We start from the raw sequence: 15,865 nt of genomic DNA on the forward strand, positions 1-15,865 counted from the left end.
CCAGCAGCACGGGCAGCGGGTCCTGCTCGCCGTGCGGGTCGAGGTCGAGGTGGACGCACCGCAGCCCGCTCAGTTCCTCCCCCAGCGACTTCAGCGCGGCACGCGCGCCTGGTACCCGCACCGGCGGGCGGCCGGAACCCGGCACGCGCCGCGGCGGGCGCGGTGGCCGGCGCACCGGGCGCCGACGAGCCGGTCGGGTTCGAGCGGCGCGCCGGCCGGGCCGTGGCCGGCGCGCGGCGCGCGAGAGGTGCCGACCCGGCTCAGCCGGGCGCCCCGGGGTGCCGGACGTCCCGCGGGTGCCGGACGTCCCGGGGGTGCCGGACGTCCCGGGGACGCCCGGTGTCCCGGAGATGCCCGGTGTCCGGGGGTGCCCGGTGTCCGGGGGTGCCCGGCGTCGGGAGCGGCGGCCCGGGCCCCGGCTCGTGCACGGCGGGGTGACGCGGGAGGCGTGGCAGGGCGCACCCGCGCGAGGCCGCGCCCTGGGCTCGCCCGGCGTGCAGGGCGTACGCGCGGCCGGTCACGCCCCGCGGGGAGCACCACCACCGCGACGGGCGGGGCCGTGCAGGACGACGACCGGGCTCACGGAGGGTGAGGCCCGGCCCCGAGCGTGGTTCCGCTCAGCGCGCCGCGAGCCGGAACAGCATCCGCCCGAAGCCGACCTGGTCGCCCTCGCGGACGACGGCCGCGCCCACCACCCGCCGCCCGTTCACCGTCGTGCCGTTGGTCGAGCCGAGGTCCCGCAGCACCCACAGACCGCCCTGCCGGCGGAGCTCGGCGTGCACGCGGGAGACCGTCTCGTGGGTGAGCCGCAGCCCGCTCGCGGGGTCGCGGCCGATGCGCAGCGGATGGCCGTTCGCCGCGTGGGGCAGCAGCAGCTTGGGCAGCCGCTCGGCCCGCCAGGCGCTGCGCAGCCGGACCGTGAACCCGGAGACCGCCTCGACGGTGCCGAACACCAGACGCGCGAACCGGTTCTCCGTGGGCAGGTCGGCGGTGAGCGCGGCGAGCTCGTCCGGGTGGCGGGCGGCGAGCGCCAGCTCCATGCGGTGGACGAACGTGTCGTGGGACAGCCGGCCCACGGCGACGCCGTCCCGGAGCACCTTCAACGCCCTGTCGCGCTCCGCGTCGGAGAGCCGCGCGGGGTACGTGTTGAACTCGAAAGACGACGTCACGCACGAAATTGTCGGTCAGTGAACCCCGGGTGTCCAGGAAACGGGAAACGGCCGCCGCACGCGCGTACCGGGCGTGACACCCACCGCAAAAGGGAGGATCCGGAAGCGGATTGATCGCGTATGACGCACCATGGACGGGCTACATCACGGTGAGCAGACGAAGGGGAACCGTCCGTGCAGTTCGAGGTGTGGGCACCACAGGCCGGCCGTGTGACGCTTGAGTGCGACGGCGTCACACGCGCGTTGGAACGCGATCCCGAGCGGGAGGGATGGTGGCGGGGGGAGGCCGAGGCGCACGACGGCTCCCGGTACGGGTTCGCGCTGGACGACGGCCCCGTCCTGCCCGACCCGCGCTCGCGCCGGCAGCCGGACGGCCCGGACGGGCTGAGCGCGGTCGTCGACCACGCAAGGTACGCCTGGCGGTCCGAGTGGTCCGGACGGCCGTCGGCCGGCGCGGTGCTGTACGAGCTGCACGTGGGCACGTACACCCGTGAGGGCACCCTGGACGCGGCCGCCGAGCGCCTCGGCCACCTCGTCGAACTCGGCGTCACCCATGTCGAGTTGATGCCCCTGTGCCCCTTCCCGGGCACGCACGGCTGGGGGTACGAGGGGGTGTCGCTGTGGGCGGTGCACGAGCCGTACGGCGGGCCCGAGGGGCTGAAGCGCTTCGTCGACCGGGCCCATGGACTCGGGCTCGGCGTCGTGCTCGACGTGGTCCACAACCACTTCGGGCCGTCCGGCAACTACCTGCCCGTCTTCGGGCCCTACCTGACGGACACCCACCACACCCCCTGGGGGGCCGCGGTCAACCTGGACGCCCCCGGCTCGGACGAGGTGCGCGCGTTCCTGATCGGCAGCGCGCTGGCGTGGCTGCGCGACTACCGGATCGACGGGCTGCGCCTGGACGCGGTGCACGCGCTGGTGGACACCCGCGCGTGCCACTTCCTGGAGGAGCTGTCGGCGGCCGTGGACGCGCTGGCCGCCGAGGTGGGCCGGCCGCTGTTCCTGGTCGCCGAGTCGGACCTGAACGACCCGCGGCTCATCACCCCGCGCGAGGAGGGCGGCCTCGGGCTGGACGCCCAGTGGAACGACGACTTCCACCACGCGTTGCACACCGCGGTGACCGGCGAGTCGCAGGGCTACTACGCCGACTTCGCCCGCGCGCCGCTCGCCGCGCTCGCCAAGACGCTCACCGGGGGCTACTTCCACGACGGGACGTACTCGAGCTTCCGGGGCCGGCGCCACGGCCGCCCCCTGGACCGTACGCGCGTGGCCGCGCACCGGCTGCTCGGCTACAGCCAGACCCACGACCAGGTCGGCAACCGCGCCCAGGGCGACCGCCTGTCGGCCCTGGTCTCCCCCGGGCTGCTGGCCTGCGCGGCCACCCTGGTCCTGACGGCGCCCTTCACACCGATGCTCTTCATGGGCGAGGAGTGGGCGGCGGGCACGCCGTGGCAGTTCTTCACCGACCACACCGACCCCGAACTCGCGGAGGCGGTACGGCGCGGCAGGCGGCGGGAGTTCGCCGCGCACGGCTGGAAGGAGGAGGACGTCCCCGACCCCCAGGACCCGGCCACCCGCGACCGGTCCTGCCTGGACTGGTCCGAGCCGGAGCGCGAGCCCCACGCACGCGTGCTGGCCTGGTACCGGCGGCTGCTCGCGCTGCGCCACGAACTGCCGGACCTCACCGATCCCGACCTCGGCGACACCAAGGTGGCCCACGACGAGGACCAGCGCTGGATCGCCTTCCGGCGCGGGGACGTCTTCGTCGCCGTGAACCTCGCCGGGCAGCCGGCCGCGATCCCCCTCGGCGCCCCCCACGCGCGCGTGCTCGCCGCGTGGGAGCCCGTCGAGGCCCCCGGCGCGGACGGCGTCCTGCGCGTGCCCGGGGAGTCGGGCGTGGTGCTCGCGCAGGCGTGAGCGGCGGGCGGCCCCGCGCCGGCGCACCGTTCGGCTACGGCGCCTCCTCCGCGTCCCCGCCCCGCAGGTCCGTCACCCGTTCCAGCAGGATCGCCTCCCAGGCGCGGCCCAGCCGGGTGCGCAGCAGGGGCAGGGGGTCCGGGCCGCGGCCCCCGAGGGCCTCGGCGAGGTGGAGGACGGTGTCGCAGCGGGCCAGCCACAGGCCGCGCAGGCAGGGGCGGGCGCCGTAGCCGGCCAGCGTGGCGGCGCGGACGGCGGCCGGTGCGCCGACGGCGCGGGCGAGGCCCGCGATGTCCTCGGCGGGGTCGCCGAGGACCGCGTCGGCCCAGCCGAGCACGCCGCGCACCCGGCCGTCGGCGCCGACCACGAGGTGGTCGCCGGTGAGGGCGTGGTGGACGAGGACCGCCGCGCCCGGCTGGGCGGCGAGCCGGACGGCGGCGGGCGGGGCGAGCCGGGCCAGGCGCGCCGGGTCGAACTCGTCGGCCTCGGCCAGGCGGCGGGCCGCCGCCACGGCGGCCCGCCGCAGCCCTTCCAGGGAGCGCGGGGCGACGCGCGGCACACCGAGGGCCTCCGCCTGCCGGACCGGCACCTCGCGCAGCCCGGTGAGCAGCCCGGCCAGGTCGGCCTCGCCGACGGCCGACACGTCGTGCCGCTCCCCGGACCCGCCGGGCACCCTGGCGTCCAGGGTGTAGGTCAGCCCCGGCGCCCACTCGCCGTGCGCGACGCTGACCGGCACCGCGACCGGCACGTGCGGGCGGACCAGGTCGCGCAGCCGCAGTTCGCGGCGCCGGCGGACGGCGGCCTCACGGTCGGGGGCGAGGCGCAGCACGTGGCGGGTGCCGACCCACCAGGTGGCGTGCCCGGCGTCCTCGGCGACGGGCCGGACGTCGGGGCCCGCGGCGGTGTCCGCGCCGCCCCCGCCCTCCTTGCCGCTCCCGCCGCTCCCACCGCTCCCACCGGCCTCCTTGCCGTTCCTGCCGTCCCTGCCGTCCTTGAGCAGGGAGCGCACGAGGCGGCGGACGGTGTCCGCGGTGGGTGTCGGTGCCTGGGTCATGGTCGTGCCGTTGCCGTTCGGGAGGCGTGGTGGGGTCATCGGGGGCCGCTCACTCCACTATGACCATCTCGCGGGTGGTGGTGTTCAGGCGCCGTCCGCCGTCCTCGGTCACGGCCACGATGTCCTCGATGCGCACCCCGAAACGGCCGGGCAGGTAGATGCCGGGTTCCACGGAGAAGCACATGCCGGGCACGAGGGGCTGCTCCTCCCCCTCGATCATGTACGGCGGCTCGTGGGTGGTGACGCCGATGCCGTGCCCGGTGCGGTGGACGAAGTACTCGCCGTACCCGGCGTCGGCGATGACCGCGCGGGCGGCCCGGTCGACCTCCTGGCAGGCGGCGCCCGGCCGCACCGCCTCGTAGCCGGCCTGCTGCGCCTCGCGCACGACGGCGTGGACCCGGCGCTCCTCGGGCGTCGGTTCGCCGACGTGGACGGTGCGGGAGGTGTCGGAGCCGTAGCCGTCCTTCAGGCCGCCGAAGTCGAGGACGACCATGTCGCCGTGGGCGATGACGCGGTCGCCCGCCTCGTGGTGCGGGTCGGCGCCGTTCGGGCCGGAGGCGACGATCGTGAAGTCGACCCGGCCGTGCCCGGACCGGCGCAGCAGTCCGGCGAGGTCGGCGGCCACGTCGGACTCCCGGCGGCCGGCGAACGCGACCTTCCGGATCTCCTCGAACGCCCGGTCGGCGGCCGCTCCCGCCGCCGCGAGGAGTTCCAGTTCCGCCGCGTCCTTGACGGCGCGCAGCATGGGCAGGGCCTCGGTGAGGGCGGCGTAGGACGTGCCGGGCAGCGCCTTCTGCAGGCCCAGCAGGTGCAGGGCCCAGGTGTTGTCGCTGATGCCGTAGCGGCCCGAGCCGTCGAGGAGCCGGGCGGTGGCGGCGTAGGGGTCCTTGCCGTCGGCCCAGTCGCGCACGGTCAGGGCGGCCTCGCCCACCGCGTGCCGCGCGTCCGGTGCCTCCAGGGTGGGGACGACGAGGACGGGGTCCTGTCCGGCGGCGAGCACCAGCAGGGTGAGGCGTTCGGTGACGGCGGTCGGGGCGTACCCGGTGAGCCACACCAGGTCCGGCCCCGGCGCCACCAGCAGCCCGGCGAGTCCCGCCTCGGCGGCCGCCCGCGCGGCGCGCTCCCTGCGGACCCGGTAGTCGTCGGCGGTGAAGGGCGCGAGCGCGGTACCGGTCATCCGGGCCTCCAGGACGGCGAAGAGCCTACGGGCAGCATCCTGCCCGGCCGAGAGGGGCGGTGCGAGCCGGTCCGCCGTCTTCGCCCGGACCTCCCCGTCGTGGCCGTCTTCCGTGTGCCGGGCGGCGCCGGACGGCCGGCGGGCCGCTTCCGGGCGGTCACGTGACGATGCCCGGCACGACCGTCAGCCGCCGGTGGCCGCCGCCGCGGTGGCGGACGGTCAGCTCGGCCGCCCTGCCGGGGCGGGCGGCGGCCACCGCACGGGCCAGGTCGGCGGCCGAGTCGATGCGGGTCCCGCCGAAGACCAGCAGGACGTCGCCTCGCACCAGGCCCGCCGAGAAGCCGGGCCCGGGGACGTGGACGGCGACGACCAGGGCCCCCGGCTTCCCGGCGTCCGCGACCTCCACGCCGAGGGTCGCGCGGACGGGCGCGGGCGAGGGGGCCGGCGGGGAGGGGCGGGCCGAGGGGTCCGGGGCGGCCGGCCGGTCCGTCCGCGGCTGCGGTCCGGCGAACCGGCTCGTACCGGTCACCGTGGCGCCCACCGCCCCCAGACCGATCCCGGACAGCAGCAGGACCGTCCCGGCCAGCACGGCGAGCAGCACGCCCGCGAGCCGCCGGCCGCGCCGCCGCCCGGGGTGCGGACGCCGCCGGACGGGGTGGCGGGGCCCGTCGGCACGGATGCCGGTGCCCGTGCCCGTGCCGGGAGCGGTACCGCCGGGGTCCTGGCCGGGCATCCGCTTGGGTCGCAACGCTGCCTGTTCCATGATCGCCTCCGGTTGGTGCTCTACCCGGCGCACCGGTACGCGACGAGCCACGAACGAGTGAGACTGACCGGTGGCCGGGAACGGGAAGCCACGGGTGCCGCGCGGAGCCGTCCGGCGACGGCACGCGCCCGCGCCCCGGCGGCCGGGTGCGGGCGCCGGGTGCGGGCGCCGGGTGCGGGCGAGCACGAGGACGGGCGGGGCCCGCCCGGGCGGAGGTACCGGGACCGGCCGCACGACCGACCGGGACCGGTCGCACGATCGTCCGTGATCGGCCGCGCGACCGTCCGGGTCAGCCCGTGTGCCCCTCCCCGTGGCCGCCGTGTCCCCCGCCGTGGTCGAACCTCAGCGCCTCGGGCGGCATGACGACGAAGGGCCGCATCATGCCCATGTCCTCGTGCTCCAGCAGGTGGCAGTGGTACATGAACCGGCCGTACGCGCCGTCGAACCTGCCCATGACGCGCAGCATCTGGTTGCCGGGCACCCTGAAGGTGTCCTTCCAGCCGAGCTCGTTGGGTGCCAGGGGGATCGACGTGCCGGCGTCGTAGCGGATCGGGCCGAGGGTGCCGCCCACCGCCGGGTCGAAGCCCGAGACGTCGTAGGCGTCACGGCCCAGCAGCTGGAAGTCGGCCAGGTGGATGTGCATCGGGTGCACGATCGGCGCCAGGTTGAGGAAGCTCCACTGCTCGTGACTGCCCTCCGCGACGGTGTAGCCGAGGGCGTCGTTGAACGTCCGCGCCGTGCGCCGGTACGTCCTGGTCCTCCCGTCCGGGCCGGTGATCTGGATGACGCCGTCGGTGGGGACCCGGAGGTCGCCCGGGTTCGTGACCTCGGTCATCTCCCACATCTCCGGGTGCCCGCCCGCGCCCTTGGTGCCGGGCGGGGTGAGGACGACCAGGCGGTGGCCGTGGGGGACGGCGTGGGTGAGCCGGCGGAAGGAGCCGGACAGCACCCGGGGCAGCTCGAAGGTGTCCGGCTCGCGGGTCTCCCGGACCCGGAACTCCATCACGTCCGGGTAGGGCACGTCCCCCGCCGGGTCGGGCACGCCCGGCGGCTGGTTGCGGCCCTTGTCGACCAGGCGCAGCCGGCGGCCCGCCAGCCCCCGGAAGTCGACGAGCAGGTCGAAGCGCTCGGCCGGCGCCGCGGTCAGGGCGGGCAGCTCCCCGTCGAAGCCGACCGGGACGGGCCGCGGCAGCAGCCCGCCGTCGCTGCCGATCTGGTGGACGACGCCCGGCACCGGGTTGTCGTCCTCGTCGACGAGGACCAGCTGGTAGATGCGCGCGTTGGAGGCGTTGACCAGCCGGAAGCGGTACCAGGCGTCGTCGACGTCGGCGTACGGCCAGATGCGGCCGTTGACCGTGGTGTACGGGCCGGTGAAGGGCAGCGAGACCGGCTTGCCCGTCTCCGGGTTCTTCTCCTGGACGATCACCGTCTTGTGCAGCAGCCGGCCGTTGAGGCGGCCGTCCTCGTCGGTGTCGAGGTTGCGGTCGGCGAGCAGCAGCGGGATCTCGCGCCGCCCGCCCGGCAGGTGCAGGGCGTCCTCCTCGTCGTCGCGGACGAGGTAGGTGCCGTACAGGCCCGTCATCACGTTCCACCGGGTGATGTTCATGGCGTGGTCGTGGTACCACCACTGCACCGCCGCGTGGTCGTTCGGGTACTCGGAGAGCTGGGCGTCGCCGGGGCCGACCGCGTTGTCCGCCCAGCCGTCGTTGCCGCCGCCCGTCTGGGCGCCGTGCAGGTGGGTCACCGACCAGGCGGGCAGGGCCGCCACGTCCTTGTTCGGTTCGACGCCCTCGCGGCCGGGTTCCGTGGTGGCCTGCGGGCGGCCGTCGGTGCGCAGCCGCACCTCGACGGAGGTGACCGGGTACTCGCCGTCCTCGGGAATGCGGTTGGTCCAGGCGATGCGGACCCGCTGCCCGCGCCGCACCTCGATGGTCGGGCCCGGCACCTGGCCGTCGTAGCCCCACATCAGGGTGGGCGGGAGCTGCGGGTGCAGGCGCACCCAGGTGGGGCGCAGGGCGATCTCGGTCTCGCGCAGGACGTCGCCGGACGCCGGGCGCAGGACGGGCGGGACGGTCAGCGGCGCCATGTACGGCGTCAGTTCCGCCGCGGCCGGTGCGGGCCCCTCCGTGCCGTCGTCCGTGGTCCTCTCGATGATGTCGGTCACTGTACGAACACCCCCGTGTGTTCCGTTCCGTGTGTCCCCCGTGTCCGGAAGGACTCCCGGAACCCGGCCGCAGTTCCGGGAATGTCCCATTCCGCCCAAAAAGAGGCGGAAGCCCGGGATCCGCGTCAGCGGGCCACCGGGAGGCCGGGGGGAGCGGGGAGGAGGGGGCGGGCGGGCGGCCGGTCCGGAAGGAAGCCGTGGGTGCGGCGGGCGAGGTACCCGGCCTTGTAACGGTCCACGGACCGGTGCCAGTTCAGGATGCCGGCCATCCAGTTCTGCAGGTCCGCCACGTACTCCCGCATGATCGCCCGCGCCTCCTCCGGGAGCTGGAAGTCCTCGTAGAGCACGGGCAGTTCGTGCTCTACGACATGCTCGAACTGGCGCATGCGCTGGTCCATCAGGTCGTGGACGACGCCGAGGGCGGCCGGGTAGTCGCAGCCGAAGAAGTTCTGCACGACGAGGATCGCGTTGTGGATCTCGCCCTCGTACTCGATCTCCTTCTGGTACGAGAAGACGTCGTTGAGCAGGCAGGCGTAGTCGATGGCGGCGTTCTCCAGGGAGCGGACGGGGCCGCTGCGGTAGACCTCGGGCGGGACGGCCGGGCCGTGGCCCATCCGGCACAGGCTCAGCGTCAGGTCGGAGCCGAAGGTCCGGCGGCGCATCTCCAGGTAGTCGACCGGGTCGGGGACGCGGTTCTGGAGCTGGTTGGACAGCTCCCACACCCAGGCCTCGGTCATCACGTTCACCGCGTCCTTCAGCGTGCGCCGCTGGCCGGGTGTCATGCCGGCGGTCGTGCGGGCCCACAGGTCGATCAGGCCGCGCTCCATGGCGTTGGCCGGGACGGGTGCCTCCCGCCCGTCGACGGGCATGCAGTCGGACAGGCGGGCCGTGGTCAGCCGGGCGGCGGCCAGGTCGCGGCGGTGGCCGTGGACGAGCGGGTAGTAGTCGTCGCCGTAGGTGCCCCAGGCGAGCCAGTGCGCGCTGAGGTCGAGGGCTTCGGGGGTGGCGTCCGGGTCGAGGCCCGCCGAGCACAGCGCCAGGTCGTTGGCGGCGAGCTTGTCCTCGTCCCAGACGCCCTCGCTGAGCATGCCCATGCGGCGCGTCCAGTCGGTGAGGCCGCGGCGGGCGGTGTCCAGGTGCGGGCTGAGCTCCAGCCGGAACGGCATGCGGATGTCGGGGATCAGGGACGGCCCGACCTTCCGGTACGGCACATGCGTGTAGGCCCGCAGCCTTCCGGCGCCGGCCGAGGCGAGCAGCGCGCGCACGTCGGCCGCGGAGGTGCCGGGGCCGCCGGCCCCCGGCCAGGGCCGGGCACCGCGCGCGTTCCCGTTCATGTAGCGGCTGGAGCGCAGGTGCCATTCGTGGCCGCCGGACTGCCAGTCCTGCAGGCCCTTGGCGTACGCCGCCACGGCCGCCACCTCGTCCGGGGCGAGGCCCTTCTCCAGGGCGAGGGCGGGCACTTCGGTGAACGCCGTGTGCTCGAACTGGTGGAGCCGGGAGGTGAGGATGTCGTTGACGGTGTCGGCGGCCTCCTGGGTGGTGCAGCCGAAGAAGGTCTCCAGGACGAGCACGCCGTTGCTGTTCTCCCCCTCGTCCTCGACCTCCCGCTGGTAGGAGAACAGGTCGTTGCGCAGGTGGACCGCGTCGGAGAACGTCTCCATCAGCACCCTGAGGGGCCTGGACCCGGCCACGGCGGCGGGCACCTCGGCGGTGGCGTACTCGACGAGCCCCGCCGACCAGGGCGCGCCGCCCACCTTGCGGCGCATCTCGATGTACTCGACGGGGTTGGCGATCCGCCCCTCGTTGATGTTGGACAGCTCCCACAGGGACTCGTTGAGGAGGTGCTCGGTGGCCACCGCGAAGCGGCGGCGCCAGCCGGCGGACATCTTCGGCACCGTGCGCGCCCACAGGTCGGCCAGGCCCGCCTCGACCGGGTTCTCCGGCTCCGGCACGGCGGTGGCCGGGTCCGGTGGCATGAACAGGGGCAGCCGGTCCAGGTGGGCCTTGCCGGCGGCGCGGTCCTGGGAGCGCTTGTACCTCTCCAGGAAGTGGTCGTCGAAGAAGAAGACCCAGACGTACCAGTCGGTGATCAGGCAGAGGTCGGGTCCGTCGCAGTCGGGATGGGTGTAGGCGCAGAGCAGACCGTAGTCGTGCGCGTCGAGGTCGGCCTGCTCCCAGACCCCGGAGCCCTCCAGCATGCCCATCTCGCGCGCCCACGCGGTCGAGTGCGCCCGGGCCTGCTCGACATGCGGGTTCAGCCGCGCGGGGTGCGGCATGTAGAAGTGCGGGAGTTCGAACGGCTGCGTCATGGCCGGGCCCTACCCGGGGGCCCGCGGCGGCATCCGCCGGGCCGGACATGATCACACCATCGCGTGAACCGGGAGCGCGCGGCCCCTCCCGCCCCCGTCCGCGGCGCCGTGGACTCCGCGGAGTCCCGGGCCTGGCGACGAGGTGGCCGCCCGCCACCCCCGCGCCGGCCGCGGCGGGCCGGTGGGGTGACCGGCGGCGGTGCTCACGCCCGCACCTGGATCAGCGCGTGCGTGCCCGCGGTGCGCCACCGCTGCCCCTCCCGCGCCACCAGCGCGGCCTCGGTGCGCGCGTCGAGGCCGGTGATCACGTCGGACTTCAGCGTGCGCAGGGCGGCGACCGGGCCGGGGAAACGAGCGGTGACGTCCGCGAACGGCGTGGTCGCGGGCCACTGCCGGTCGCCCACCAGACGGCGGTAGTTGAGGTCGCCCTTGACCACGGTGACCGCGGCGGAGGCGAACTCCTCGCGCAGGTCGCGGGGCATGTCCCGGTAGGGCAGCGGGGCGCAGGAGAAGGGGTGGGCGCGCACGGCGAGGCGGCCGTCGGCCATGGCGGACCACAGCAGGCGCCCGTGGCCGGCGGCCGCTCCCCCGGCGCGGACCAGCCGGCGCAGCGCGTCGACCACGTCGGCGGTGGTGGCGTCGGAGACGTAGTACGGGTACGGCTTGACGTGCAGGACGGCCCGGCCGACGTGCCCGTGGGCCAGCAGGTGGGAGACGAGCAGCAGGTCGGGGACGAGTTCGCGGCCCGCGTTGTCGGCGACCAGGCACAGCGTGCCGGTGCCGGAGGTGTCGAGCAGCGTCCAGAGGGCGTCGCTGTCGTCGGCGACCAGGCCGGGGGCGGCGGCCGCGGCCCGGGCTTCCCCGGTGGAGAGGCGGAAGCCGAGGTCCGCGCGGTTGCCCCACAGGGAGCCGTGCAGCAGGGCCCGCCCCTGTTCCTCGGCGGGCCGGCCGGCGAGGTCGTCGAGGGCGGCCAGTTCCCGGTCCGTCCCGGGGGCGTCGAGCTCGGCCTGTTTGAAGGGGCGGAAGGGGTCGATGCCCTGCCAGGGACCGGGGGTGAAGTAGCCGACGGCGTGCAGGAGCCGGCGGTAGAAGTAGCTCTCCGCCCAGAGCCAGGGCACGTCGAACCAGGACCGGCCGACGTGTCCGGGCATCCCCCAGCTCTCCCAGAGGTCCCGGTCGTGCGCGTCGGCGGGGAGGGGTTCGATGCCTCCCCCGGCGCAGTTCGCGAGCAGCGCGTCGAGGGCGCGGTGCTGCCCGGGGCCGTACGGGAAGGCCTCGCGCACCTGCCGGATGATCGCGGGGTGCCGCTCGGCGAGCACGCCGTGGGGGAAGGAGCCCGGTTCGTTGCCGAGGATCACGGGGGCGCAGGGGGTGTCGGGCATGCGGCTCACCGTAGCGCGCGGCCCGGGCCCGTCCGGCCGCCGGCGCCCGCGCGTCCTCCCGCACCGCGGTCCGCCGGTGCCTTTTGGTCCGTCAGACCGGTGCGATCTCCCGCTCCAGGCGGGCGGCGAGGCTGAGGTAGCGGGCCCGCCGGGTCACCGGGACCAGGCCGCGGATGAGTATCTGCCACATCTCGGCCAGCCGGCGGGGCTGCCGGGTGACGGGTTCGCGCGAGCGGCCCACCACACGGGTGCCGACGAAGAAGCAGACGAGGGAGTGGGCGACGGCGTCGACATCGGTGTCCGGGGGGACGTCGGACTCCTTGACCGCGCCGAGGAGCCGGGTGGTGACGATGTCCAGCCACTCGGTGAACGGGTGCCGCAGCGGCGGCCGCACCCGCACTCCGCCGGTGGCGAGCCGGAGGCCGCCCCGCAGGACCGGGTCCTCGACGGAGAGGCGGACGACGCCGAAGGTGAGGCGCATCAGCGCCTCCAGGGAGGAGTAGCCCCGGCTGTCGGTCTCCCGCGCCAGCCGGCGGCAGGTGTCGGACTGCAGCTCCAGGATCGCCTGCGCGAGGTCTTCCTTCGCCGCGAAGTGGAAGTAGAGGGCTCCTTTGGTGACACGGGCGTGCTCGACGATGTCGCTGAGACTGGTCGATTCGTAGCCGTGGCGGTCGAACAGGTCGGCGGCGGCCGCGATGATCGTCGCCCGGGTCTGCTCGGCTCGTAACTGCCTCGCCATCGACTGAACTCTCCTGGTACCGGAAAGGAACGGGTCATGCCGTTTGTTTTTACCGCCTGTACACGATAACTCACCGTACGGCGGCGTTCATCACACCAGTGTGCCGGAGTTGCGGTGCAGATCCGGCAAAACAAACGGAAGCGCCGTAAGAAAACAGCGCGTTCGGTATCTGAAGGGAGGGCTCCGGGGGGACGAAAAAGGGCGGGCCGGCCGGTGCCCCATCCGCACCGGCCGGCCCGCCCGCTCGTGGCAGTACCTGTTCAGCCTTTGTGAGTCGTTCCGCCCGCGTGGGTCAGAAGGTGAGCCTCCAGCCGTTGAGCGTGCCGGTGTCCCGCGCCGCCGTGTCCTGCACGCGCAGCTTCCAGGTGCCGTTGGCGGCCTCGCCGGAGGCGTTCACCGTGTAGGTGGTGGTGACGTGGTCCGCGGAGTCCGAGGAACTGGCGGACTTCAGGCGGTACGCCGAACCGTCCGGCGCGACCAGGTCGATGACGAGGTCGCCGCGGTAGGTGTGGGTGATGTCCACCCCGACCTGGAGGGCGGAGGGCGCGTTGCCGCTGCGGCCGCCGACGGTGATCGGGGACTCTATCGCCGCGCCGGCGTCGGGGATGGCGACCGCCCCGGTGCTGGAGAAGGTCGTGCCGGTGGACGTGCCGCCCCTGACCGCCTGGACGGTCTTCGCGGCGTCTGCCAGGCCCGCGCCGCAGCCGCCGGAGCAGGTGCCGGGCAGGGCGCGGGCGTTGGACTTGATCGCGGACTCGATCTGGGCCGGGGTGAGGGCGGGGTTGGCCGACTTCATCAGGGCGGCCAGGCCCGCGACGTGCGGGGTGGCCATGCTGGTGCCCTGGTAGTAGGCGTAGTTCTCGGCCGACGGCGTCCTGGTGCCGGAGTTCAGCGTGGACAGGATGCCGTTGGACGTGGTGGTGCGGGTCTCGCCGCCGGGCGCGGCGATGTCGACGGTCGTGCCGTAGTTGGAGTAGGAGGCGCGGCTGCCCGCACGGTTGGTGGCGGCGACCGTGATGACGTTGTTGCAGTTGGCCGGGGAGGAGTTGGCGGCGTTCTGGTTCTCGTTGCCGGCCGCGACGACGACCGTGGTGCCGCGGTTGACGGCGGCGTTGATGGCGCTCTGGGTGGCGGTGGAGCAGGCGCCGCCCCCGCCGAGGCTCATGTTGACGACCTTGGCGACGTTGGTGTTGGCGGGGACGCCGGAGACGGTGCCGCCGGACGCCCAGGTGATGGCGTCGATGATGTCGGAGTCGTAGCCGCCGCACTTGCCGAGGACGCGCAGCGGGGAGATCTTCGCGCCGTGGGCGACGCCCGCGACGCCCTTGCCGTTGTTCGTGGCGGCGGCGATGGTGCCCGCGACGTGGGTGCCGTGCCAGGAGGAGCCGCTGCCGGCCTGCTGGCCGCACTCGCCCGCCGCGTACCAGTCGCCCGGGTCGGCCGGGTTGCCGTCGCGGCCGTCGCCGTCGACGGAGACCGCGGTGTCGGAGATGAAGTCGTAGCCGCCGACGACGTTCGCGGCGAGGTCGGAGTGGGCGACGTAGCCGGTGTCGATGACGGCGACGGTGACGCCGCTGCCGGTGGTGACGTCCCAGGCGCCCGGTACGTTCATGCCCGCGGTGGACTCGAACAGGTCCCACTGCTTGGCGTACTCGGTGTCGTCGGGGGTGGCCAGCGGCTTGTTCAGGCGGTCCGGTACGGCGTAGGCGACCTGCGGGTCGGCGCGGTACTCGGCCAGGACGTCGGCGACGTCCTTCCCGGTGGCGTTCCCGCCGAGGGCGACGAGGGCGGCTCCGGTGCCGAGGCGGCGCTGGAAGTCGACGTCCTCACCGGTCCGGCCGGCCTTCGCCTCGGCGTCGGCGGCGGCGGCCCGGTTCGATTCGGCCTCGGCGGCACCGGACTTGTAGCCGACGATGAGCCGCTCGGCCGGGACGCCGGGGGCGGCCTCGGCCTGGGCCGCAGGGACGGCGGGGGCGGGGCCGGAGGACTCCAGGGCGACGGCGGCCTGGGCGGTGGCGGCGGTCAGGAGGGCGGCGGAGACCGCCGCGACGGAGACCAGCTTCCGTCTCGGCGAGGAGCCCGGGGAGTTCGGGGAGGTGCGCAAGGGCTTGCCTTTCGTGCCGTGGCTCCGGGCCGTGGGGCAGCGCGGAGCGGCGGTCGATTCGCTTCGTCCTCGAAGCGGAGGGGGGTGGGAACCGAAAAGCGTCGGCGATGGCCGGCCAGGCGTGAGCGGTGACCCGTTCGGGGTTACCGGTGGGTCAGCTGTGCTGGAACGATAGGCAAGGCCGAGGTCACCGGGATACGGGGGAAACCCTCGATCCGGCCGGAAACCCACCCTCGGTGCAGGGCGGTTGACCGGGAAGGGACCGCTTTGACCGGGACGGTGGCGGCCTGAACGCGCCGGGCCGGTTTCCCGTACTCCTGCCGTACCCCCACGGCAGCACGCCGTTCCCGCCCCGGCCGAGGAGACGCCGACGGATGCCCCGGACGAGAGCCCACCGCGCCGCCCTCGCGGCCGCCCTGACGACCCCGTTCCTGCTGCCGCCGTGGACGGCGGGACCGGCGCACGCGCACGGCGCGCCCACCGACCCGGTGAGCCGGGTGGTGGCCTGCTCCCCGGAGGGCGGTGTCCGCGCCGGTTCGGCGGCGTGCCGCGCCGCCGTCGCCGCCAACGGCGCCCCCCTCGCGGCGTGGGACGACCTGCGGGTGGCGGGCGTGCACGGCAGGGACCGGCAGGTCGTGCCCGACGGCAGGCTGTGCAGCGGGGGCCTGCCCGCCTACCGGGGCCTGGACCTCGCCCGCGCCGACTGGCCGTCGACCCCGCTGGCGCCCGGCGGGACCCTGACGATGACGTACCTCTCGACGATTCCGCACACCGGCACCTTCAGGCTGTACCTGACGAAACCCGGATACGACCCGACCAGGCCGCTGACCTGGTCGGACCTGCCGCGCAAGCCCTTCGCGCAGGTCCGGGACCCGGAGCCGGCCGACGGCGCGTACCGCATCACGGCGACCCTGCCGGACGACCGGAGGGGGCGGCACGTGCTGTACACGGTGTGGCAGAACAGCAGCACCCCGGACACCTACTACTCGTGCTCCGACGTGGAGTTCCCGGGCGGGCGGGAGGGTGCGGCCGGGACTTCGCCGTCGTCCTCCCCGGCCGGGGCCGCCCGGTCGGCGCCGCCGGG

At 74.8% G+C, this 15,865-nt stretch carries 11 protein-coding genes; 2 read left to right on the top strand and 9 right to left on the bottom strand.

Going from position 1 to position 15,865, the window contains the following annotated elements:
• Positions 1–617: 617 nt before the first annotated feature.
• Positions 618–1,169 carry a DUF1707 and FHA domain-containing protein gene (locus AB0L29_RS35110; RefSeq protein WP_365833364.1) on the bottom strand — a complete coding sequence of 184 codons (552 nt, stop codon included), beginning with the start codon at positions 1,167–1,169 and terminating at the stop codon, positions 618–620.
• Positions 1,170–1,343: 174 nt separating this feature from the next.
• Here AB0L29_RS35110 and treZ point away from each other — a divergent pair, with 174 nt between their 5' ends.
• Complete coding sequence (gene treZ, locus AB0L29_RS35115; protein WP_365833366.1) at positions 1,344–3,089, top strand: malto-oligosyltrehalose trehalohydrolase; 1,746 nt, start codon at positions 1,344–1,346, stop codon at positions 3,087–3,089.
• A gap of 34 nt (positions 3,090–3,123) precedes the next feature.
• Here the strand turns inward: treZ and AB0L29_RS35120 are convergent, their stop codons facing one another.
• The 8 genes from AB0L29_RS35120 to AB0L29_RS35155 form a co-directional block, all read right to left on the bottom strand.
• Positions 3,124–4,143, bottom strand: coding sequence for an aminoglycoside phosphotransferase family protein (locus tag AB0L29_RS35120; protein ID WP_365833382.1), 1,020 nt, complete (start codon positions 4,141–4,143; stop codon positions 3,124–3,126).
• A gap of 49 nt (positions 4,144–4,192) precedes the next feature.
• Positions 4,193–5,320, bottom strand: a complete 1,128-nt coding sequence (locus AB0L29_RS35125) for an aminopeptidase P family protein (protein ID WP_365833368.1) — start codon at positions 5,318–5,320, stop codon at positions 4,193–4,195.
• A gap of 157 nt (positions 5,321–5,477) precedes the next feature.
• A complete protein-coding gene (locus AB0L29_RS35130; RefSeq protein ID WP_365833370.1) occupies positions 5,478–6,083 on the bottom strand; it encodes a PDZ domain-containing protein in 606 nt (201 codons plus the stop codon).
• Between the two features lie 289 nt (positions 6,084–6,372).
• The gene (gene phsA / locus AB0L29_RS35135) at positions 6,373–8,169 is read right to left on the bottom strand and encodes an O-aminophenol oxidase PhsA (RefSeq protein ID WP_365833384.1); all 1,797 of its coding nucleotides are present in this window, start codon (positions 8,167–8,169) and stop codon (positions 6,373–6,375) included.
• Between the two features lie 203 nt (positions 8,170–8,372).
• Positions 8,373–10,556: a germacradienol/geosmin synthase Cyc2 gene (gene cyc2, locus AB0L29_RS35140; RefSeq protein ID WP_365833372.1), complete on the bottom strand. Its 2,184-nt coding sequence runs from the start codon at positions 10,554–10,556 to the stop codon at positions 8,373–8,375.
• 203 nt (positions 10,557–10,759) lie between these two features.
• Entirely contained in the window at positions 10,760–11,938 is a 1,179-nt protein-coding gene (locus tag AB0L29_RS35145) for a damage-control phosphatase ARMT1 family protein (protein WP_365833374.1), read from the bottom strand.
• A 91-nt stretch (positions 11,939–12,029) separates the two neighbouring features.
• Complete coding sequence (locus AB0L29_RS35150) at positions 12,030–12,677, bottom strand: ScbR family autoregulator-binding transcription factor (RefSeq protein ID WP_365833376.1); 648 nt, start codon at positions 12,675–12,677, stop codon at positions 12,030–12,032.
• A 292-nt stretch (positions 12,678–12,969) separates the two neighbouring features.
• On the bottom strand, positions 12,970–14,781 hold the full coding sequence (locus AB0L29_RS35155) for a S8 family serine peptidase (protein ID WP_365833378.1): 1,812 nt from the start codon (positions 14,779–14,781) through the stop codon (positions 12,970–12,972).
• Between the two features lie 374 nt (positions 14,782–15,155).
• On the opposite strand from AB0L29_RS35155, the gene AB0L29_RS35160 reads away from it, so the two are divergent.
• Positions 15,156–15,865: lytic polysaccharide monooxygenase (locus tag AB0L29_RS35160; RefSeq protein ID WP_365833380.1), on the top strand; the 710-nt coding region annotated here is incomplete at its 3' end.

It is taken from the genome of Streptomyces sp. NPDC052701 (genome assembly GCF_040678355.1).
In the GTDB taxonomy this organism is placed as follows: Bacteria; Actinomycetota; Actinomycetes; order Streptomycetales; family Streptomycetaceae; genus Streptomyces.